We start from the raw sequence: 21,803 nt of genomic DNA on the forward strand, positions 1-21,803 counted from the left end.
ATGCGCTTATGCCAGCAATAACCCGTCGACAACTGCTTGCCGCAATGGCGCTCTCTCCGCTGCTCTGGCAGCAGGGCGTGCGGGCGGAAACGATCGATAACCGGCGCATCGTCGCGCTGGAATGGCTGCCGATAGAGCTGATGATGGCGCTGGGCGTGGTGCCGATGGCGGCAGCGGAGCTGTTCAACTATCGCGACTGGGTCGGCAAGCCGCAGCTGCCCGCCAGCGTGATCGATGTCGGTTTGCGTACCGAACCCAATATGGAGCTGCTGACGCAGCTGCGCCCCTCATTGATTCTCTATTCCAGCGGCTACGGCCCTTCGCCGGCCAGGCTGGCGCGTATTGCGCCCTGCCTGGGATTCGCCTTTAACAGCGGAGAGGGGAAGCCGCTTACCTCGGCGCGCCACTCTTTAATGCAGCTGGCGCAGCGCATCGGCAAAGTGCCGCAGGCGCAGGCGCACCTGCAGCAGTTCGCCAGCTTTATCAGCGAGATGCGCGCCCGACTGGCGCCCTGGGCCGCGAAGCCGCTGCTGCTGATGTCGCTGATCGACAGCCGCCACGTTATCGTATTCGGCAAGGGCAGCCTGTTTCTGGAAACGCTACAGGAACTGGGGCTGCAAAGCGCCTGGCAGGGCGAAACCAACTTTTGGGGCAGCGCGGTGGTCGGCATTGAACGGCTGGCCAGCGTACGCGACGCCGAGGCGATCTGTTTCGATCATGGCGATGCGGCGCTGATGGCGCAGGTTGGCGCAACCGAGCTGTGGCAGTCGCTGCCCTTTGTCCGGCAGCAGCGTTTCAGGCGCGTACCCACCATCTGGTTTTATGGCGCCACGCTCTCGGCAATGGAGTTTTGCCGTACTCTCGCCCACGAACTGGAGGCATAATGCGCGCACGTTTTACCTTTTCCGTCGCGCCGATGGTCGCGCTGTTTATCGGCGCCCTGGCGCTGACCGGCTTCAATCTGAGCCAACATCTGCCGCAGGCGCAGTGGCTGGAGGCGCTATGGCAGCCGGATATCGATAATATCGATCAGATGGTATTTCACTTCAGCCTGCTGCCGCGGCTGGCGATCGCGCTGCTGGCCGGCGCCGGGCTGGGGCTGGTGGGCGTGCTGTTCCAGCAGGCGCTGCGCAATCCGCTGGCGGAGCCAACCACGCTGGGCGTCGCCAGCGGCGCCCAGCTGGGCATTACGGTGGCCACGCTCTGGGCGCTGCCGGGCGGGCAATTGACGCAGCATATGGCGGCGCTGATCGGCGCGCTGCTGATCGGCCTGCTGGTGTTCGGCATCGCCTGGGGAAAACGTCTGTCGCCGGTGACGCTGATTCTCGCCGGGCTGGTGATGAGCCTTTACTGCGGCGCGGTCAACCAGATCTTCGCGATTTTCAAACACGATCAGCTGCAGAACCTGTTCCTCTGGAGCACCGGCTCTCTGAGCCAGCAGGACTGGAGCAACGTGACCTTTCTGCTGCCGCGCCTGCTGGCGGGCTTTTTGCTGGCGCTGCTGCTGCGTCGGCCGCTGACGCTGCTGGGGCTGGATGACGGCGTAGCGCGAAATCTCGGCATGGCGCTTGCGCTGGTGCGGCTGGCGACGCTGGGGCTGGCGATTGTACTAAGCGCCATGCTGGTCAACGCCGTCGGCATCGTCGCCTTTATTGCGCTGTTCTCGCCGCTGCTGGCGAAGCTGCTGGGCGCCCGGCGCCTGCTTAGCCGCATGCTGCTGGCGCCGCTGACTGGCGCGTTGCTGCTCTGGCTGGCGGATCAGTGCGTTATCTGGCTGGCCGATCACTGGCGCGAAGTCTCTACCGGCACCTTAACCGCGCTGACCGGCGCGCCGATTTTGCTGTGGCTGCTGCCGCGTCTGCGTAGCGCCGCCGTGCCGCCGCAGCTTAACCCGGCTGAGCGGCTGCCGCTGGAGCGCCGGCACGTGCTGCTCTGGACGCTGGCGGCGCTGGGCGTACTGCTGCTGCTGGCGGCGACGGCGCTGGCGCTGGGACGCGATGCGCAGGGCTGGCAGTGGGCCAGCGGCGAACTCTGGCATCAGCTGCAGCCGTGGCGGGCGCCGCGCATGACGGCGGCGCTGGCGGCGGGCGTGATGCTCGGCGCGGCGGGCACGCTGATTCAGCGGCTGACCGGCAACCCAATGGCCAGCCCGGAAGTGCTGGGCATCAGCTCCGGCGCGGCCTGCGGCGTGGTATTAATGCTGTTTTTGGTGCCGGGCGACGCCTTCGGCTGGCTGCTGCCTGCCGGCAGCCTCGGCGCGGCGGCAACGCTGCTGTTGATTATGCTGGTAGCGGGGCGCGGCGGCTTTTCGCCGGAGCGTATGCTGTTGGCGGGGGTGGCGATCGGCACCGCTTTTACCACGCTGCTGGCGATGCTGCTGGCCAGCGGCGATCCGCGCATGGCGATGCTGCTGAGCTGGGTTTCCGGTTCAACCTACGGTATCGATGCGCCGCAGGCAGCGCGTACCGCGCTGGTGGCGGTAGCGCTGGTGGGGATTGCGCCGTTGGCCAGCCGCTGGCTGACGATTTTGCCGCTCGGCGGCGCGACGGCGCGCGCCATCGGTATCGCGCTGACGCCGGTACGCCTGAGCCTGCTGCTGCTGGCCGCCGCGCTGACCGCCGCCGCAACGCTGACTATCGGGCCGCTGAGTTTTGTCGGGCTGATGGCACCGCATATGGCGCGTATGCTCGGCTTTCGCCGCGCGCTGCCGCAGCTGGTTGTGGCCGCGCTGCTGGGCGGGGGGCTGATGCTGATTGCCGACTGGTGCGGCAGAATGGCGGCGTTTCCAAACCAGATCCCGGCCGGGCTGCTGGCGACCTTTATCGGCGCGCCTTATTTTATCTGGCTGTTGCGTAAAACGATATAACAAGGGCGCCGCAGGGCGCCCTTGTTACTTATGCCAGGCGGGCAAAACTACGCCGTGCGGCTTCTACGGTGCGCTGAATATCCTGCGCGCTGTGCGCCAGCGACATAAAGCCCGCTTCAAAGGCGGAGGGCGCCAGATAGACGCCTTCTTCCAGCATCAGATGGAAGAAGCGCTTAAAGCGTTCGGTATCGCAGCGCGTCACGTCGGCATAGCAGGTTACCTGCGCGGCATCGGTAAAGAACAGGCCGAACATGCCGCCGACGTGGTTAACCACCAGCGGGATATTTTCTGCCTGCGCCGCTTCGCGCAGCCCCTGCGCCAGCTGGGTGGTCAATGCCGTCAGCGTGGCGTGGGCGCCGGGCTGGGCGATTTCATTCAGGCAGGCGTAGCCCGCCGCCATGGCGATCGGGTTGCCGGAGAGCGTGCCGGCCTGATAAACCGGGCCGGTCGGCGCCAGCGCCGTCATCACATCGCGACGCCCGCCGAAGGCGCCAACCGGCATACCGCCGCCGATAATTTTGCCGAGGCAGGTCAGATCCGGCGTGACGCCGTAGTGCGCCTGCGCGCCGCCCAGCGCCACGCGGAAACCGGTCATCACCTCATCGATAATCAGCAGCGCGCCGAACTCATCGCACAGCGCGCGCAGGCCCGGCAGGAATTCGGGCAGCGGCGGGATACAGTTCATATTGCCGGCGACCGGCTCGACGATAATGCAGGCGATTTCGTGCGGATACTGCTCAAAAGCGGCGCGCACTGAAGCAAGATCGTTATAGGTACAGGTCAGGGTATGTTTGGCGAAATCTTCCGGTACGCCCGGCGAATTGGGCTGGCCGAGCGTCAGCGCGCCGGAACCCGCTTTTACCAGCAGGCTGTCGGCGTGGCCGTGATAGCAGCCTTCGAACTTAATAATCTTATCGCGGTGGGTGAAGCCGCGCGCCAGGCGGATAGCGCTCATGGTGGCTTCGGTGCCGGAGTTGACCATACGCACCATATCCATCGACGGCACCAGTTCGCAAACCAGCTCCGCCATTTTGACTTCCATCTCGGTTGGCGCGCCGAAGCTCAGGCCGCGTTCCGCCGCCTCGATAACCGCATTACGGATAGCCGGATGGTTATGGCCCAGCACCATCGGCCCCCAGGAGCCGACATAGTCGATATAGGCTTTGCCGTCGGCATCGTAAATCCAGGCGCCGTCGGCACGCTCAATAAACAAGGGGACGCCGCCGACGCCGTTAAAGGCGCGCACCGGCGAGTTAACGCCGCCGGGGATAGAACGCTGCGCCTGGTGATACAGGTGTTCGGACTTACTCATCAATCGGCTCCTGAATTAGGTAAAAACTCGCTTATTCTAAGGGAACTTATACGCGCGTTGAAAGGCACGCGCTAAGATTGTTGCTCAGAACGGCAATTTTTGCCCAGGCTTGCGGTGCGGCGTATTATAGCGGGCTTGCTTATCTTTCTACCTTTCCGATACGAGTATTATGAAACAAACTCCGACTTCCACAGAACAACTGCATGTGGTGCCTCTGCGCCGTACCGATTTTCTGCGAATGCTGTTGCGTCGTGATAAGACGCCGGTGGCGATACTGGTGGTCGCCGGCGTGGTCGGTACGCTGGCCGGGCTGGTCGGCGTCGCCTTTGAAAAAGCGGTGACTGCGGTGCAGCTCTGGCGGATGGGCGTGGTAGCCACAACCGGCGATCATCTGTGGCTGGCGTTTCCGCTGGCCTTTATCCTTTCCGCCGTGCTGGCGGTGTTCGGCTACTGGCTGGTGCGCCGCTTTGCGCCGGAGGCGGGCGGTTCCGGTATCCCGGAAATCGAAGGCGCGCTGGAGGAGCTGCGCCCGGTGCGCTGGTGGCGCGTTATCCCGGTCAAATTTCTCGGCGGCATGGGGACGCTGGGCGCGGGCATGGTGCTGGGCAGGGAGGGGCCGACCGTGCAGCTGGGCGGCAACGTAGGCCGCATGGTGCTCGATCTGTTCCGGATGCGCAGCGCTGAAGCGCGCCACTCGCTGCTGGCGACCGGCGCCGCCGCCGGGCTTTCTGCCGCGTTTAACGCGCCGCTGGCCGGCATCCTGTTTATTATCGAAGAGATGCGCCTGCAGTTTCGCTACAGCCTGATTTCGATTAAGGCGGTCTTTATCGGCGTAATTATGTCGAGCATCGTTTTCCGCTACTTTAACGGCGAGCAGGCGGTGATCGCCGTCGGCAAGCTTGCCGGCGCGCCGGTAAATACGCTGTGGCTCTATCTGCTGCTGGGGATGCTGTTCGGCGCCGTCGGCGTGCTGTTTAACCAGCTGCTTTTCCGCACCCAGGATTTTTTCCAGCGGCTGCACGGCGGCGTGATGAAAAAAGCGCTGATTATCGGCGCGCTGCTGGGCGGGGTTTGCGGCGTGCTCGCGCTTATCGAGCCGGAGGCGGCCGGCGGCGGATTTAACCTGATTCCGCTGGCGACGGCGGGGCACTACAGCGTCGGCGCGCTGCTGTTTATCTTTATCGCCAGGGTGGTGACCACGCTGCTTTGTTTCGGCTCCGGCGCGCCGGGCGGCATTTTCGCGCCGATGCTGGCGTTGGGCACGCTATTGGGCACCGCGTTCGGTATGGCCAGCGCGGCGCTGCTGCCCTCGCTGACGCTCGATCCCGGCACCTTCGCCATCGCCGGTATGGGCGCGCTGTTCGCCGCATCGGTACGCGCGCCGCTGACCGGCATCGTGCTGGTGCTGGAGATGACCGATAACTATCAGCTGATTTTACCGATGATTATTACCTGCCTCGGCGCGACGCTGGTGGCGCAGTTTCTCGGCGGCAAGCCGATCTACTCCACGCTGCTGGCGCGCACCCTGGCGAAGCAGCAGGAGGCGGAAAAGGCACAGAGTGCGAGCGCGAATACTTGATTGCTGTACCAGGCTATTAGATAATATTGACAAGCACGGCTATTTCTGGCCTGACAGGTTACGGCCTGATTAATTGCGGAGTAATTCAATGAGTGATGAAGTAGCAGCTTTGCCGCTGCAGTTTACCGATGCGGCAGCCAGCAAGGTTAAGACCCTGATCGCTGATGAAGAGAACCCCGATCTGAAACTGCGTGTCTATATTACCGGCGGCGGTTGCAGCGGCTTTCAGTACGGTTTCACCTTTGACGATAAAATCAACGATGGCGATATGACCATTGAGAAAGCCGGCGTCTCGCTGGTTGTTGATCCGATGAGCCTGCAATATCTGGTGGGCGGCTCGGTGGACTATACCGAAGGGCTGGAAGGCTCACGTTTTATCGTCACTAATCCTAATGCAAAAAGCACCTGCGGCTGCGGTTCTTCGTTCAGCGTCTGACAGGCGGGCGTGCTTTACCGCCGGGTAACGCACGCCGTTTTTCTTGCGCCGTTACCATTCAACGGTAATCAGGCGCGTTTCCTGTTTGATATTCGCCTCCTGTTCCAGCGTACTTAACGTTACTTTCGGTTGAGCGGAAGGCTGCGGCACGCAGTTAACAGAGGGCTGACCCTGCGGCGTGATGGCTTGCCCGTTGATCTGACACTGGTTAGTAATCGTCAGCCGGACATTTATGGTGCCGGAAATGGTCGCCGCCTGTGCGCCCGCCGCCATTAACAGCCCGCAGGCGAAGTAAATGGCCTTCATAATTTTTCCTGGTGTTAAAAGATATCAACCCGGCGACTTATAGTATTTCGCTCGGTAAAAGTGCTATCGGTAAAACCGGCGGAAACTTTAGTCAGATCGCCGCTGGGTGCAGCGCCTGGCAGAGTTTTTCGGCGGCCAGCACGCTGCGCGGCCCGGCGCGGCTAAGCCAGTCTTCCGGGATGGCGACTACTGTCGCCTTGAGCTGCGGCTGCCAGAAGTTCAAGGCGCGCGCGGCGGCCTGCTCATCGCCAGGGACGATAATCAGAGCGGGATGACGCGTCAGCACCTGTTCACGGCTCACCTGCGGCCAGGGCGCCGCGCTGTCGGCAAAGATATTTTCGCCGCCGCACAGCGTCAGCAGCTGGTTTTGCAGCGTATTGCGCGCGGCGGTAAACAGCGGCTGCAGGCCGAACTGCAGAAATACCCGGCGCGGCGCGGAATCGGCGTAGCGGGCGCGCAGCGCGTTAAAGCGCGCCGCCAGCCGATCGGCGGCCTGTTGCGCCAGCGCAGGCTGCGGACTCCAGGGCGCCAGCTGCCGCAGCGCGCCGGAAAGCCCGGCTACGGAATCGGGATCGAGCCACGCGACCTTGATGCCCAGCGCCTGCAGCTGATCGATCTGCCGCTGCGGCGAACCGCCGCGCCATGCCAGCACCAGATCCGGCTTCAGCGCCAGAATCCGCTCTACCTTAATGCCCTGCCAGTTAGCCACCTGCTCAATCTGCCGCGCTTCCGGCGGATAGTCGGACCAGGCGCTAACCGCAACGGGCGTAATTCCGGCGGCAAACGCCAGTTCGGTCAGGTGAGGCGCCAGCGTAATTACGCGCGGCGCCCCCGCCGCCAGCGCCAGACCGGAACAGATCCAGAGCGCCAGCAGCGCCAGCAGCCTGTTAGCCACGCGCCAGCTGGCCCAGCAGCCTTTCCACCAGCAGCGAAGACTGTTTCGCCGCCACGCTGAGGAACTCTTCAAAGCTGAGATGGGATTCCCGATCCGCCACGTCGGAGATAGCGCGGATCACTACAAAAGGCGTGGCGAACTGGTGGCAGACGTGGCCGATCGCCGTGGCCTCCATCTCAACCGCGATCGCCTGCGGGAAGGTAGCGCGAATACGCGCCAGCGGCTCCGCACCGTTGATAAAGGCGTCGCCGCTTACCACCAGTCCGCGCACCGCATGCAGATCCAGCTGTTTGATGCAGCTTTCCGCCGCGGCGATCAGCTTATCGTCGGCCGGGAAAGCGGCGGGGCAGCCCGCCATCTGGCCCGGTTCATAGCCGAAAGCGGTAACGTCGGCGTCGTGATAGCGCACCTCATCTGATACCACGATATCGCCCACCTGCAGCGAAGCGGCAAGGCCGCCTGCTGAACCGGTGTTGATAACCACATCGGGACGGCAGCGTTCCAGCAGCAGCGCGGTGCCCATCGCCGCAGAGACTTTGCCGATACCCGACTTCAGTAGCGCAACCTCTACGCCATTCAGGGTGCCGGTATAGATTTCGCATCCGGCGATGGAAAGAGTTTGACGGTTTTCGATTTTATCGCGCAGCAGCGTAACTTCCTGCTCCATTGCACCAATAATGCCTGCTTTCATAGAGTTGCTCGCTAGTAATTAAAGTGGAATTCAGCGTTTGAAGTGTTGCATAGTCTATCACATGCCCGCAGAGAGATGTTTTCATGCCGCAACAAGGGGAATCGATGGACAAGATTAACTTCCGCCAGCGCATCAGCTTTCAGCGTCCGTGGAACAGCCGGGAAGCGCCGCAGGGCGAGCACGCCATTACCCGCCATTTTGAAAGCGATCGCGGGCGCATTATCAACTCCGCCGCGATTCGCCGACTGCAGCAAAAAACCCAGGTCTTTCCGCTGGAGCGCAACGCCGCGGTGCGATCGCGTCTGACCCATTCGCTGGAGGTGCAGCAAACCGGCCGCTATATCGCTAAAGAGATCCTTGAAACGCTGAAGGCGCGCGGCGGGCTGGAGCAGTATGGTTTGCAGGAGCTGAGCGGCGCGTTTGAGAGCCTGGTGGAAATGGCCTGCCTGCTGCATGATGTCGGCAATCCGCCGTTCGGCCACTTCGGCGAGGCGGCGATTAATGACTGGTTCGATGCGAATTTGCCTGCCGAACTGGTGGACCCGCTGATTGCCGGAGTAAACGACGCCGCGCAGCGCGCCGACTTTAACCGCCTTAACGCCATGATTCGCCAGGATCTGTGCCATTTTGAAGGCAATGCGCAGGCGATCCGCCTGGTGCATACGCTGCTGCAGCTGAACCTGACCTATTGTCAGGTGGCCTGTATCCTGAAGTATACCGCGCCCGCCTGGTGGCAGGGCGAGAAGCCGGCGGCGTTCGCCACGCTGATGAAGAAGCCCGGCTTTTATCTCTCGGAACGCCACTATATCGCCGATCTGCGCGCTGCGACGCAGCTGCCGGAGCACCACCGCTTCCCGTTAACCTGGATCATGGAAGCCGCTGATGACATTTCCTACTGTATCGCCGATCTGGATGATGCGGTGGAGAAGGCGATCTTTAACGTCGATACGCTGTATGGCTACCTGGAGCAGCAGTGGGGAACGGTACGTAACGGCGATGCTTTTAGCCGCACCGTGGGCTATGCCTGGCGCGAGGCGAACGCTAAGAAAATTCGCGGCAGAAGCGATCAGTTTTTCATGTCGCTGCGGGTCAGCGTGCAAAACGTGCTGGTGAGCCATGCGGTAAACCGCTTTGTGAATAATCTGGCGGCGATATTTAACGGCGACTTTAATCATGCGCTGCTGGAAGATGAGGGAGAAGAGGGACGTCTGCTGGCGTTATTTAAGACCGTCGCGCGGCGCCACGTATTTAACCATTCCGAAGTTGAACAGCTGGAATTACAGGGCTACCGCGTGATTAAGGGGTTGCTGGATATTTATCAGCCCCTGCTGGGGTTGAATTATGAATCTTTTACCACATTAATGACGGAGGATTTCCTTGCCGGACATCCCATTGAGACCCGGCTGTTCCACAAGCTTTCCGGCAAGCATCGGCGTGCTTATCAACAGCATATGCGTACGGTGAAGATTGAGCACAAATATCAGCGGCTGTTGTGGGAGCGTTATTACCGTGCGCGTCTGATTCAGGATTACATTAGCGGTATGACCGATCTTTATGCCTGGGATGAATACCGGCGTTTAATGGCGGTTGGATAGTGAAGTAATAAAAGGAGTTTTGTAAAGATGAAGAATATTTTTTTACTTTTGCCCGACAGTTACCGATGAACTTTGCGGGAAAAAATTAATCTCATCAACACTACCATCGTTATGGTTAGCTTCATTGGATTCAATACGAGTACAGACGAATGAAAAAAACAGCTCTTGTATTAAGCGCGCTGGCCTTAAGCCTGGGAATGGCAATGAGCCCTGCGTATGTGATGGCCGCGGAAACCGCTTCTTCTACCCAACAGCTGCCGAGCCTGGCGCCAATGCTGGAAAAGGTAATGCCTTCGGTGGTCAGCATCAACGTTGAAGGCAGCACGACGGTGCGTACGCCGCGCCTGCCGCAGCAGTTCCAGCAGTTTTTTGGCGACAATTCGCCTTTCTGTCAGGAGGGCTCGCCGTTCCAGGGCTCGCCGATGTGCCAGGGCGGGGCGCCCGGCGGCAATGCGCCGCAGCAAAAATTCCGCGCGCTGGGTTCCGGCGTGGTGATTAATGCGGAAAAAGGCTATGTGGTAACCAATAACCACGTGGTGGATAACGCCACCAAAATTCAGGTGCAGCTCAGCGACGGACGTCGCTATGAGGCGAAAGTGATCGGTAAGGATCCGCGTTCCGATATCGCGCTGATCCAGCTGCAGGAATTTAAAAACCTGACCGCGATTAAGATCGCTGACTCCGATACGCTGCGCGTCGGCGATTATACCGTGGCGATCGGCAACCCTTACGGGCTGGGCGAAACCGTGACTTCCGGCATCGTCTCCGCGCTGGGCCGCAGCGGCCTGAACGTGGAAAACTATGAGAACTTTATCCAGACCGATGCGGCGATTAACCGCGGCAACTCCGGCGGCGCGCTGGTTAACCTGAACGGCGAACTGATCGGCATCAATACCGCTATTCTGGCGCCGGACGGCGGCAATATCGGTATCGGCTTCGCTATTCCCAGCAATATGGTGAAAAACCTTACCGCGCAGATGGTGGAGTTTGGTCAGGTGAAACGCGGCGAACTGGGCATCATGGGCACCGAGCTTAACTCTGAGCTGGCGAAGGCGATGAAGGTTGACGCCCAGCGCGGCGCCTTTGTCAGCCAGGTAATGCCGAAATCCTCCGCCGCGAAAGCGGGCATTCAGGCGGGCGACGTGATTATCTCGCTGAACAAAAAACAGATCTCCAGCTTCGCCGCGCTGCGCGCCGAAGTCGGCTCGCTGCCGGTCGGCACCAAACTGGTGCTGGGCCTGCTGCGTGACGGCAAACCGCTGACGGTCACGGTAGAACTGCAGCAGAGCTCGCAGGATAAGGTTGATTCCGCCACCATCTATACCGGCATTGAAGGCGCCGATCTGAGCAATGCGGTGGTTAATGAACAGAAAGGCGTGCGCGTTGACAGCGTGAAGCCGGGCAGCGCCGCCGCGCGTATCGGCCTGAAAAAAGACGATATGATCCTTGGCGTGAACCAGCAGCGGGTGACCAACCTTGGTGAACTGCGTAAGATTCTGGATACCAAACCGTCGGTGCTGGCGTTGAATATCAAACGCGGCGACAGCAATATCTATCTGCTGATGCAGTAATATTTTTCTGCAATAGCTCTTTGTCCTTTATCTGGCCCGCTAAGCGGGCCTTTTTTTTTAGCTGCCGGCCGCCTCTGCTTGCCTGGGGCGCAGTGTTGCCGGCCGCCGGCTCGTTTGTGATATTCGCCGCAAATTTTTCAACCGAAACGGTGTTTTGTGCATTCGCACAATGCGCCAGCCTGGCTCTCCACCTATGCTGTGGCTCCCCGGCTTTGCAGGAGTAAATGATGGCTAACTATCACCTGGATGCTCGTCTGGCCCAGGATATCGTTGCGCGTACGATGAAGATTATCGACAGCAACGTTAACGTTATGGATGCGCGCGGCCGGATTATCGGCAGCGGCGATCGGGAGCGCATTGGCGAACTGCACGAAGGCGCGCTGCTGGCGCTGTCGCAGGCGCGTATCGTGGATATTGACGATGCGGTAGCGCGTCATTTGCACGGGGTGCGTCCCGGCGTTAACCTGCCGCTGCGCATTGCCGGAGAGATTGTCGGCGTTATCGGCCTGACCGGCGATCCCGTTTCGCTGCGGCAGTATGGCGAGCTGGTTTGCATGACGGCGGAGATGATGCTGGAGCAGGCGCGGCTGCTGCATATGCTGGCGCAGGACAGCCGTCTGCGCGAGGAGCTGGTGCTCAACCTGATCCGCAGCGAAAGCCTCTCTCCGGCGCTGATGGAATGGGCGCAGCGGCTCGGCATCGATGTTAATCAGCCGCGCGTGGCGGCGGTGGTGGAGGTGGACAGCGGCCAGCTCGGCGTGGACAGCGCGATGGCGGAGCTGCAGCAGCTGCAAACGCTGCTGATCACGCCGGAGCGCGATAACCTGATCGCTATTGTGTCGCTAACGGAGATGGTGGTGCTGAAGCCGGCGCTGAACGCGCACGGGCGCTACGATCAGGATGAACATCGCCGCCGCGTAGAGCAGCTGCTGGGGCGGATGAAAGAGAACGGGCATCTGCGTATCCGCATTGCGCTGGGCAACTATTTTACCGGTGCGGGCAGCATCGCCCGTTCTTACCGCACGGCGCGCACCACCATGATGGTAGGCAAGCAGCGCATGCCGGATCAGCGCAGCTATTTTTACCAGGATCTGGTGCTGCCGGTACTGCTCGACAGCCTGCGCGGCGGCTGGCAGGCCAATGAGCTGGCGCGTCCGCTGCTGAAGCTGAAGGCGATGGATAATAACGGCCTGCTGCGACGCACGCTGATCGCCTGGTTCAGCAATAACGTGCAGCCTTCCGCCACCGCGCGCGCGCTGTTTATTCATCGTAATACGCTGGAATATCGGCTGAACCGGATTTCTGAGCTGACCGGGCTTAACCTGAGCCATTTTGACGATCGCTTATTGCTGTATGTAGCGCTGCAGCTGGACGATCAGCCCTGAGGCAGGAAGCGCCGCGGCGGCGCGCGGCGCGTTGTGTTAGCGGCTGCTGCGGGTCAGCTTATCTAGATCGGATTCGATCTCCGCGATCTTATTCGATACCACGCTCTCCAGGTGGTGCAGATCGTCAAGAATTTTCCGTTTCAAATCGATCTCGATCTGATCGCGCTGGCAAATCTGATCCAGCTCGTCGATAACGTAGCGCAGGTTAGGGCTGATCTCCTGCACTTCCTTGTAGCCCTGACCAAGACCGTCGGCGACCACGGTTTTGCGCTGACGCGGATATTTAAACTTGACGCTTTTGGCGAAAAACTCGCCTTTATCTTTGCGGAAGTAAATCTTCAGAATGTCGTTGTTCGCTTCCTGACGCAGGCTGTAGCGATCGATATCTTCCGGATTAGAAATGCCCAGGCTTTTTAAATTGTCATACATGGCAATGCTTCCTGTGAACGTGAAATAGGGGGCGTCGCGACGGTTCCGTTACACTTTGCCGGCCTGGCGGGCCGGACGGCACTCTGCCTAAGCAGGATAAAGGGCCTGTGAACACTGTAGACATAAACGACGAACTTCGGCACATTGCGCCGCAGAAAGTGCTGCGATGAATTATCGCCCGCATAAAAAACAGACGCGTGTTTACTTTGCCGCCGCCGGCGGCGAGAAGCAAGCATGAAGCGTAAGCGAAAGCGGGAAATGTGCGGCCGGGACGATACGGCGCGCGGCGTGACGCAGGCGCGTATGACGCCGGGAAGCCTCAGCCCCGCTGCGTAAGCGGGGCTGAAGGCCGAACATTATTCATCAATGGTGCGCAGCAGCTCATTAATGCCGACTTTGCCGCGCGTTTTCGCATCAACCTTTTTCACAATGACCGCGCAGTAGAGGCTGTAAGAACCATCTTTTGACGGCAGGTTGCCGGAAACCACCACCGAACCGGCCGGTACGCGGCCATAGTGAACTTCGCCGGTTGCACGATCGTAGATTTTGGTGCTCTGTCCGATATAGACGCCCATCGAAATCACCGCTCCCTCTTCAACGATAACGCCTTCCACAATTTCAGAGCGCGCGCCGATAAAGCAGTTGTCTTCGATGATGGTCGGATTGGCCTGCAGCGGCTCCAGTACGCCGCCGATGCCGACGCCGCCGGAGAGGTGAACGTTTTTGCCGATCTGCGCGCAGGAGCCGACGGTCGCCCAGGTATCTACCATGGTGCCTTCGTCAACGTAAGCGCCGATATTGACATAGGAGGGCATCAGTACGGTGTTGCGGGCGATAAACGCGCCCTGACGCACCGCCGCCGGCGGCACCACGCGGAAACCCTCTTGTTTGAAACGCGCTTCGTCATAGGCGGCGAATTTCATCGGCACTTTGTCGTAGTAGCGGCTTTCCGCGCCTTCAATTACCTGATTGTCATTGATGCGGAAAGAGAGCAGCACCGCTTTTTTCAGCCACTGATGGGTGATCCACTGCCCGTTGATCTTCTCGGCAACGCGCAGCGCGCCGCTGTCGAGCAGGGCGATGGTCTGGTTGATCGCATCGCGGGTTGCGGCGTCCACGCTGGCGGGCGTGATGTCGGCACGGCGCTCAAACGCGCTCTCAATAACACTCTGTAACTGTTGCATTTGCTTTTCCATCCTGGTTATTTCATTCATCGTCGGTCAGGAACGAGCGAGGCGCCGCCGCTGGCCCGATAGCTGATGAACAACGGTAGTAAAAAATCAATCTGGATCACACTTTATCGTTTGGATTAAGGGCCTGTGTCAACCGTTGTTGCAGCCTGTGGCGCAAATTTGCGCTCAGCGCGCGGCGCTCGTCGTCGGCCAGAATAAAGAGATCCTCCACCCGTTCGCCGATGGTGCTGATGCGCGCGCCGTGCAGCGAAATGCCTAAATCGGCGAAAACTTCGCCTACCTGCGCCAGCAGGCCGGGGCGATCGAGCGCCACCAGCTCCAGCCAGGTGCGGCGATCGTTAAACGACGGCAGAAAACGCACTTCGGTATCGACGTTAAAATGTTTCAGCCTGGCGGACTGGCGTCGGGTGCGCGGCGGCGTCCAGCTGGTCTGGGCGATCGCCTGCTCCAGCGCCTGGATAATCATCTGGTGGCGATCGGGCGCCAGCGGGCTGCCGTCCGGCTCCAGCACAATAAAGGTGTCCAGCGCCATGCCGTCGCGGCTGGTGAAAATCTGCGCATCATGCACGCTGAGATTGCGTCGATCCAGCTCGCCCGCCACCGCGGCGAACAGATAGGGGCGATCCGGGCTCCAGATAAAGATTTCGGTACCGCCGCGCGTCGCCTGCGGGCTGACCAGCACCAGCGGCTGGCTGAGATCGTGGTTCATCAGATGGCGGGCGTGCCAGGCGAGCTGGTTGGGCGTGTGGCGCAGGAAATAGTCGGCGCGGCAGCGGCTCCAGATCTGATGCAGCGCCTCCTCATTAATATTGTCCATGCGCAGCAGCGCCAGCGCCTGCAGGCGGTGATGACGCACGCGTTCGCGCAGGTCGGGCGAATTTTCCATGCCGCGCCGCAGCTGTTTCTCGGTGGCGAAGAACAGCTCGCGCAGCAGGCTCTGCTTCCAGCTGTTCCACAGCGTTTCGTTGGTAGCGCAGATATCCGCCACGGTCAGGCTGACCAGATAGCGCAGGCGATTTTCATTCTGCATGACTTCGGCAAACTGCTGGATCACCGCCGGATCCTGGATATCGCGGCGCTGGGCGGTAACCGACATCAACAGATGATGGCGCACCAGCCAGGCGAGCAGCTGCGTTTCGCGCGAGTTCAGGCCGTGCAGCTCGGCGAACGCCAGCGCATCCTGCGCGCCGAGAATGGAGTGATCGCCGTTGCGTCCTTTGGCGATATCGTGAAACAGCGCCGCCAGCAGCAGCAGCTCCGGCTGCGGCAGGCGCGGCCACAGTTCGACGCACAGCGGATGGCGCGAGCGCGTCGCTTCGCTGGCGAAGCTTTCCAGCTTCTGCAGTACGCGCACGGTATGTTCATCCACCGTATAGGCATGAAACAGATCGAACTGCATCTGGCCGACTACTTTACTCCACTGAGGCAGATAGGCCGACAGCACGCTGTGGCGATGCATCGGCACCAGCGCCCGGCTTACCGCGCCGGGATGCCTGAGAATCGCCAGAAAGTGACGGCGCGCTTCCGGCAGATAACAGAGCGACTGTTGCAGGTTGCGGCGCGCGTGGCGCAGCTGGCGCAGGGTGGAGGAGTAAATGCCTTTGATGTTCTCATTGCGCACCATTACCCAAAACATGCGCATAATAGCCGCCGGCTGGCGGTTAAACAGCGCGTCGTCGCGCAAGTCGATCAGGCTGCCGCGCAGCTGGAAATCGTCATCAAGCGGCACCGGCTTATCGGTGGCGTCCAGCGCCAGAATCGCATCGTCAAACAGCTGCAGCAGCATCTGGTTCAGCTCGCTGATGCGGCGCGTGACGCGGAAAAAATCTTTCATCATGCGTTCTACCGGCTCGTTGCCTTCGCCCTGATAGTTGAGGCGCTGCGCCACGGTTAGCTGGCGATCGAACAGCAGGCGGTTATCGTAGCGGGGCAGGGTAAGGTGCAGCGCAAAGCGAATGCGCCAGAGGAACGCCTGGCACTCGTTCAGCTCGTTACGCTCCGCCTCGGTGAGAAAGCCGAAGCCGACCATCTCATCCAGCGAGGTGGCGCCGAAGTGGCGCCGCGCCACCCACAGCAATGTGTGGATATCGCGCAGGCCGCCGGGGCTGCTTTTTATATCCGGTTCAAGATTATAGCTGGTGCCGTGATAGCGCTGGTGCCGCTGCTGCTGCTCGTCGATTTTGGCGGCGTAAAAACGTGAAGAGGGCCAAAAGCCATCGCTGAAGATATGCTTTTGCAGCTCCAGAAACAGCGCCACGTCGCCGATCAACATACGCGATTCAATCAGATTGGTGGCGATGGTGAGGTCGGAAAGCCCCTCCAGCAGGCACTCTTCCAGCGTGCGCACGCTGTGGCCGACTTCGAGCTTAAGATCCCACAGCAGCGTCAGCAGTTCGCCGGCCTGCGCCGCCGCCTGTTCGCTTAGCGGCGTGCGGCTGAGGATCAGCAGATCGATATCGGAAAGCGGATGCAGTTCGCCGCGGCCGTAGCCGCCCACCGCCACCAGCGCCACGTCAGCCATGCTATCGAAACCGTAAAAGCGCCAGAGGCGGCGCAGCAGGCCGTCAATAAACAGCGTGCGGGCTTCGATCAGCGACGCCACATCCTCGCCGGCGTCAAAGGCGGCGGCCAGCGCATGCTGAAAACGATCGAGACGCTGTTTTAACCCTTCGCGCGTGAGCTGGGCGTCGTCCCAGCCGGCGGCGGAATCGGCCAGGCCATAGTTTATTTCATCGTTCACGCTATTGCTCATTGAGAGTTTGCTCCGCTTGCACCATAAAAAAAGCCGGCGGGCGGCCGGCTTTTATCCCTTCTTCGCGGGCGACGATGTTATTCGTTTACCAGCACCGCCGGAATGGTATCGTCTTTACGCAGGGTAAGAATTTCACAGCCGTTTTCCGTCACCACAATAGTATGCTCATACTGCGCGGACAAGCTGCGATCCTTGGTTTTTACCGTCCAGCCATCTTTCATGGTGCGGATGCGGTAATCACCGGCGTTAACCATCGGCTCGACGGTAAAGGTCATGCCCGCCTGCAGCACTACGCCGCCGTCATCGGCGTCATAGTGCAGCACCTGCGGCTCTTCATGGAAGCCTTTGCCGATGCCGTGCCCGCAATATTCGCGTACCACGGAAAAGTCCTGCGCCTCGACATATTTCTGGATTTCGCGGCCCAGCGTACGCAGGCGAATGCCCGGCTTCACCATGCGCAGCGCCAGATAGAGGCTCTCCTGCGTCACGCGGCACAGACGCTCGCCCTGAATGGTCGGCTTGCCGACGATAAACATTTTCGAGGTGTCGCCGTGGTACTCATCTTTAATGACCGTGACGTCGATATTGACGATATCGCCCTCTTTCAGCAGCTTGTCATCGCTGGGAATGCCGTGGCACACCACATCGTTAACGGAAATGCAGACCGATTTCGGGAAGCCGTGATAGCCGAGGCTGGCGGAGATCGCCTGCTGAGCGTTAACGATGTGATCGTGACAGATGCGGTCGAGTTCGCCGGTAGAGACGCCTGGTTTAACGTGAGGCTCGATCATCTCCAGCACCTCGGCGGCGAGACGGCCGGCGACGCGCATTTTTTCGATTTCTTCTGGGGTTTTAATTGAGATTGACATTAATTTAATCCGCAGTTGCCGTCATTTTCGACAATAATTGAGCAAGTGGCGTCATGTTATCAGGTCAGCCAGCGTGCTGCCACTGAGCGTTAACCGACCGGCAACGGCAACGGCCGACGGCGGAAAAAAGCGCCGGCGCCGCGGTTATTTGCCGCCCGCCGGCGCTAACAAATATTGGCGTCAAAACATGCTTTATGGTATAAAGCGCGCCGACGATTCCAGTTAAGGCGAAACGCCAGCGCTGGAAACGCCATCGCTCTGCATAATTCAGCCTGCATGAAGGCGGCGTCCGGCGGTTTTGCGCTCACCTACTCCGGTAAGCGGCAGGCGCGGAAGCCAACCCAACATATAGCCTGATTATGATGAGTATAAATCTCATTATGTGTAAACAACACACACATATCGGCACATGCGCCGGGGTGCCTTTCGGGGTCGGTTGCATGGGATATGTGGAGGCCCAACCCCAACTTAATTACAGAGGTAATCATGGCAACTGTTTCCATGCGCGACATGCTCAAGGCCGGTGTTCACTTCGGTCACCAGACCCGTTACTGGAACCCGAAAATGAAGCCGTTCATCTTCGGTGCGCGTAACAAAGTTCACATCATCAACCTTGAGAAAACGGTACCGATGTTCAACGACGCTCTGGCGGAACTGAACAAAATCGCTTCCCGTAAAGGCAAAATCCTGTTTGTCGGTACTAAACGCGCTGCCAGCGAAGCCATCAAAGAATCTGCGCTGAGCTGCGACCAGTTCTTCGTCAACCACCGCTGGCTGGGTGGTATGCTGACTAACTGGAAAACCGTTCGTCAGTCCATTAAACGTCTGAAAGATCTGGAAACTCAGTCTCAGGACGGTACGTTCGACAAGCTGACCAAAAAAGAAGCGCTGATGCGCACTCGTGAGCTGGCCAAGCTGGAAAACAGCCTGGGCGGTATCAAAGACATGGGCGGTCTGCCGGACGCGCTGTTTGTGATCGATGCCGACCACGAACATATCGCAATCAAAGAAGCAAACAACCTGGGTATCCCGGTATTTGCTATCGTTGATACTAACTCCGATCCGGATGGCGTTGATTTCGTTATCCCTGGTAACGACGATGCGATCCGTGCTGTTAGCCTGTACCTGACCGCTGTTGCGACCACCATTCGCGAAGGCCGCTCTCAGGATCTGGCTGAGCAGGCAGAAGAAGCTTCTTTAGAGGCTTAATAAGGTTTGCTCTGCTACAGAGCCCTTATCATTCAGATATGATCTGTAAGGGGCCGCTTTTGGCCCCTTTATTTTTTTAACCGCAGCCCGTCCGGGCGGCGCCTGGCCTGGCTGCGAAGCACTCCTGCGAGCGGGAGCGGGCCGATGCGGCAACGCCAGCGGTCGCTCCATGAACGGGCGTGGATGAACCCAGACAACTGAGGAAGAGAGAATGGCTGATATTACCGCTGCTCTGGTAAAAGAACTGCGTGAACGTACTGGCGCGGGCATGATGGAATGTAAAAAAGCGCTGGTTGAAGCGAATGGCGACATCGAGCTGGCGATTGACAACATGCGTAAGTCTGGTCAGGCGAAAGCGGCGAAGAAATCTGGCCGCGTTGCTGCTGAAGGCGTAATCCTGACTGAAATCGCAGGCAATACCGGCGTAATCGTTGAGCTGAACTGCGAAACTGACTTCGTTGCTAAAGATGCCGGCTTCCTGGCGTTCGGTAAAGAAGTTATCGCCGCCGCTACCGCTGAGCGCATCGCTGATATCGAAGCGCTGAAGGCGAAATTCGAAGATCAGCGCACCGCGCTGGTAGCGAAAATCGGTGAAAACATCAACATCCGTCGCGTTGCTATTCTCGAAGGCGACGTTGTAGGTTCTTACCTGCACGGCGCGCGCATCGGCGTTCTGGTTTCCGCAACCGGCGCTGATGAAGAGCTGGTGAAACACATCGCGATGCATATCGCGGCCAGCAAACCGGAATATGTTAAACCGGAAGACGTACCGGCTGACGTGGTTGCGCGTGAGCATCAGATCCAGCTGGACATCGCCATGCAGTCTGGCAAACCGCGTGAAATCGCAGAAAAAATGGTTCAGGGCCGCATGAACAAGTTCACCGGCGAAGTTTCCCTGACCGGCCAGCATTTCGTAATGGATCCGAGCAAAACCGTTGGTCAGCTGCTGAAAGAGAAAGGCGCTGACGTGATTAACTTCATCCGCTTCGAAGTGGGTGAGGGCATTGAGAAAGTAGAAAACGACTTCGCTGCGGAAGTTGCAGCAATGTCCAAACAGTCTTAATGGTCCCGAAAGAACCGCCAACCGGCGGTTCTTTTTTGTCTGAGATCTGCAGCATTTTTCAGTCTCATCCCAATAGCTTTATTTACAGGCTAAGCGGATGATAGATCGGATTTAACTCCTCATTTTCATGATAGCTTCCAGGAAAAAATGACCATGGCTACCAATGCAAAACCTGTTTATCAACGTATCCTGCTAAAACTGAGTGGCGAAGCGCTGCAGGGCGCCGAGGGTTTCGGCATCGACGCGAGCGTACTCGATCGCATGGCTCAGGAAATTAAAGAGCTGGTAGAGCTGGGTATTCAGGTTGGCGTCGTGATTGGTGGGGGTAACCTGTTCCGCGGCGCAGGCCTGGCGCAGGCGGGGATGAACCGCGTTGTCGGCGATCACATGGGGATGCTGGCCACCGTAATGAACGGGCTGGCAATGCGTGATGCGCTGCACCGCGCCTATGTGAACGCGCGTCTGATGTCGGCGATTCCGCTAAACGGCGTGTGCGATAACTACAGCTGGGCGGAGGCGATCAGCCTGCTGCGTAACAACCGCGTAGTGATCTTTTCCGCGGGCACCGGCAATCCTTTCTTCACCACCGACTCCGCCGCCTGCCTGCGCGGTATCGAAATTGAAGCTGACGTGGTGCTGAAAGCGACTAAAGTTGACGGCGTCTACTCTGCCGATCCGGTAAAAAATCCCGATGCCACCCTGTACGATCAGCTCTCCTATCAGGATGTGCTGGAGCGTGAGCTGAAAGTGATGGATCTGGCCGCCTTTACCCTGGCGCGCGACCATCAGCTGCCGATTCGCGTCTTTAACATGAATAAGCCGGGCGCGCTGCGTCGTGTGGTGATGGGTGAAAAAGAAGGCACCCTGATTACGCATTAATATCCGTCACGGCGTAAAATAGGGTATATTCTGTTGGCGTGGCGTGATGGCGCGCCGCGTACCGTTCAGGATTACCGACGAATTTTACCGTTTCCTGACACGTCGCCGTGGCAGGTTAAACCGAATCCAAGGGTTACAACGTGATTAACGACATCAAGAAAGATGCCGACACGCGCATGGAAAAATGCGTTGAGGCATTCAAAAATAACATCGGCAAAGTACGCACTGGCCGCGCATCACCAGCGCTTCTCGACGGGATCGTAGTAGAATATTACGGTACGCCGACACCGCTGCGCCAGCTGGCCAACGTTACCGTCGAAGACTCACGCACGCTGAAAATCAACGTATTTGACCGCTCGCTGAGTCCGGCCGTTGAGAAAGCGATCATGGCGTCCGATCTCGGCCTGAATCCGAGCTCCGCCGGCACCGATATTCGCGTACCGCTGCCGCCGCTGACGGAAGAACGCCGTAAAGATCTGATCAAAGTCGTGCGCGGCGAAGCTGAGCAGGGGCGCGTATCGGTGCGTAACGTGCGCCGCGATGCCAACGATAAAGTAAAAGCGCAGCTGAAAGATAAAGCGATCGGCGAAGATGAAGAGCGCCGCGCGCAGGATGAAATTCAAAAAATGACCGATGCGTATATCAAGAAAATTGATGCCGCGCTGGCCGAAAAAGAAACGGAGCTGATGGATTTCTAATTCCGTCGCGCGCCCGTAAAACGCCGTCCACAGCGTACCGCCTTCAGCCTACGCTGTTTGACGGCGTTTTGCTTT

The 21,803-nt window shown here is 59.3% G+C and carries 19 protein-coding genes; 11 read left to right on the forward strand and 8 right to left on the reverse strand.

Going from position 1 to position 21,803, the window contains the following annotated elements:
* The first annotated feature begins 8 nt into the window (after positions 1–8).
* Positions 9–884 carry a Fe(3+)-hydroxamate ABC transporter substrate-binding protein FhuD gene (fhuD, locus tag FKM52_RS05320; protein ID WP_141175145.1) on the forward strand — a complete coding sequence of 292 codons (876 nt, stop codon included), beginning with the start codon at positions 9–11 and terminating at the stop codon, positions 882–884.
* On the forward strand, positions 884–2,866 hold the full coding sequence (fhuB, locus tag FKM52_RS05325; RefSeq protein ID WP_141175146.1) for a Fe(3+)-hydroxamate ABC transporter permease FhuB: 1,983 nt from the start codon (positions 884–886) through the stop codon (positions 2,864–2,866). Before fhuD ends, fhuB begins: the two co-directional genes overlap by 1 nt.
* Before the next feature lie 28 nt (positions 2,867–2,894).
* On the opposite strand, the gene hemL is transcribed toward fhuB, so the two are convergent.
* Positions 2,895–4,178 (reverse strand): glutamate-1-semialdehyde 2,1-aminomutase, encoded by a 1,284-nt coding sequence (gene hemL, locus FKM52_RS05330; protein ID WP_141175147.1) that lies wholly within the window; start codon positions 4,176–4,178, stop codon positions 2,895–2,897.
* Between the two features lie 169 nt (positions 4,179–4,347).
* On the opposite strand from hemL, the gene clcA reads away from it, so the two are divergent.
* Positions 4,348–5,757, forward strand: a complete 1,410-nt coding sequence (gene clcA, locus FKM52_RS05335; protein WP_141175148.1) for a H(+)/Cl(-) exchange transporter ClcA — start codon at positions 4,348–4,350, stop codon at positions 5,755–5,757.
* 88 nt (positions 5,758–5,845) lie between these two features.
* On the forward strand, positions 5,846–6,193 hold the full coding sequence (gene erpA / locus FKM52_RS05340; protein ID WP_141175149.1) for an iron-sulfur cluster insertion protein ErpA: 348 nt from the start codon (positions 5,846–5,848) through the stop codon (positions 6,191–6,193).
* A gap of 51 nt (positions 6,194–6,244) precedes the next feature.
* Here the strand turns inward: erpA and FKM52_RS05345 are convergent, their stop codons facing one another.
* The 3 genes from FKM52_RS05345 to mtnN all read right to left on the reverse strand — a co-directional run bounded on the left by FKM52_RS05345 (position 6,245) and on the right by mtnN (position 8,085).
* A complete protein-coding gene (locus FKM52_RS05345) occupies positions 6,245–6,499 on the reverse strand; it encodes a Csu type fimbrial protein (protein ID WP_141175150.1) in 255 nt (84 codons plus the stop codon).
* Between the two features lie 91 nt (positions 6,500–6,590).
* Complete coding sequence (btuF, locus tag FKM52_RS05350) at positions 6,591–7,394, reverse strand: vitamin B12 ABC transporter substrate-binding protein BtuF (protein ID WP_141175151.1); 804 nt, start codon at positions 7,392–7,394, stop codon at positions 6,591–6,593.
* Positions 7,387–8,085, reverse strand: coding sequence for a 5'-methylthioadenosine/S-adenosylhomocysteine nucleosidase (mtnN, locus tag FKM52_RS05355; protein WP_141175152.1), 699 nt, complete (start codon positions 8,083–8,085; stop codon positions 7,387–7,389). The genes btuF and mtnN overlap by 8 nt, the downstream gene beginning before the upstream one ends.
* 104 nt (positions 8,086–8,189) lie before the next feature.
* Here mtnN and dgt point away from each other — a divergent pair, with 104 nt between their 5' ends.
* From dgt to FKM52_RS05370, 3 genes are all read left to right on the forward strand, one after another.
* Positions 8,190–9,680: a dGTPase gene (gene dgt, locus FKM52_RS05360; RefSeq protein ID WP_141175153.1), complete on the forward strand. Its 1,491-nt coding sequence runs from the start codon at positions 8,190–8,192 to the stop codon at positions 9,678–9,680.
* 149 nt (positions 9,681–9,829) lie between these two features.
* Entirely contained in the window at positions 9,830–11,251 is a 1,422-nt protein-coding gene (gene degP / locus FKM52_RS05365; RefSeq protein WP_141175154.1) for a serine endoprotease DegP, read from the forward strand.
* Positions 11,252–11,478: 227 nt separating this feature from the next.
* Positions 11,479–12,636: a CdaR family transcriptional regulator gene (locus FKM52_RS05370; RefSeq protein ID WP_141175155.1), complete on the forward strand. Its 1,158-nt coding sequence runs from the start codon at positions 11,479–11,481 to the stop codon at positions 12,634–12,636.
* A 36-nt stretch (positions 12,637–12,672) separates the two neighbouring features.
* Here the strand turns inward: FKM52_RS05370 and FKM52_RS05375 are convergent, their stop codons facing one another.
* The 4 genes from FKM52_RS05375 to map all read right to left on the reverse strand — a co-directional run bounded on the left by FKM52_RS05375 (position 12,673) and on the right by map (position 17,879).
* Entirely contained in the window at positions 12,673–13,065 is a 393-nt protein-coding gene (locus tag FKM52_RS05375; RefSeq protein WP_141175156.1) for a DUF3461 family protein, read from the reverse strand.
* 356 nt (positions 13,066–13,421) lie between these two features.
* Positions 13,422–14,249 carry a 2,3,4,5-tetrahydropyridine-2,6-dicarboxylate N-succinyltransferase gene (gene dapD, locus FKM52_RS05380; protein ID WP_141175157.1) on the reverse strand — a complete coding sequence of 276 codons (828 nt, stop codon included), beginning with the start codon at positions 14,247–14,249 and terminating at the stop codon, positions 13,422–13,424.
* 106 nt (positions 14,250–14,355) lie between these two features.
* Positions 14,356–17,010 (reverse strand): bifunctional uridylyltransferase/uridylyl-removing protein GlnD, encoded by a 2,655-nt coding sequence (gene glnD / locus FKM52_RS05385; RefSeq protein WP_141175158.1) that lies wholly within the window; start codon positions 17,008–17,010, stop codon positions 14,356–14,358.
* 77 nt (positions 17,011–17,087) lie between these two features.
* Positions 17,088–17,879 (reverse strand): type I methionyl aminopeptidase, encoded by a 792-nt coding sequence (gene map, locus FKM52_RS05390; protein WP_141175159.1) that lies wholly within the window; start codon positions 17,877–17,879, stop codon positions 17,088–17,090.
* 486 nt (positions 17,880–18,365) lie between these two features.
* Between map and rpsB the strand changes: the two genes are divergently transcribed.
* From rpsB to frr, 4 genes are all read left to right on the forward strand, one after another.
* Positions 18,366–19,088 (forward strand): 30S ribosomal protein S2, encoded by a 723-nt coding sequence (gene rpsB, locus FKM52_RS05395; RefSeq protein WP_141175160.1) that lies wholly within the window; start codon positions 18,366–18,368, stop codon positions 19,086–19,088.
* A 211-nt stretch (positions 19,089–19,299) separates the two neighbouring features.
* Positions 19,300–20,151 carry a translation elongation factor Ts gene (tsf, locus tag FKM52_RS05400; protein ID WP_141175161.1) on the forward strand — a complete coding sequence of 284 codons (852 nt, stop codon included), beginning with the start codon at positions 19,300–19,302 and terminating at the stop codon, positions 20,149–20,151.
* Positions 20,152–20,304: 153 nt separating this feature from the next.
* On the forward strand, positions 20,305–21,030 hold the full coding sequence (gene pyrH / locus FKM52_RS05405) for a UMP kinase (RefSeq protein ID WP_141175162.1): 726 nt from the start codon (positions 20,305–20,307) through the stop codon (positions 21,028–21,030).
* 140 nt (positions 21,031–21,170) lie between these two features.
* Entirely contained in the window at positions 21,171–21,728 is a 558-nt protein-coding gene (gene frr / locus FKM52_RS05410) for a ribosome recycling factor (RefSeq protein WP_141175163.1), read from the forward strand.
* Positions 21,729–21,803 lie beyond the last annotated feature (75 nt).

The organism is Mixta tenebrionis, from assembly GCF_006517625.1.
Taxonomy (GTDB): domain Bacteria; phylum Pseudomonadota; class Gammaproteobacteria; order Enterobacterales; family Enterobacteriaceae; genus Mixta; species Mixta tenebrionis.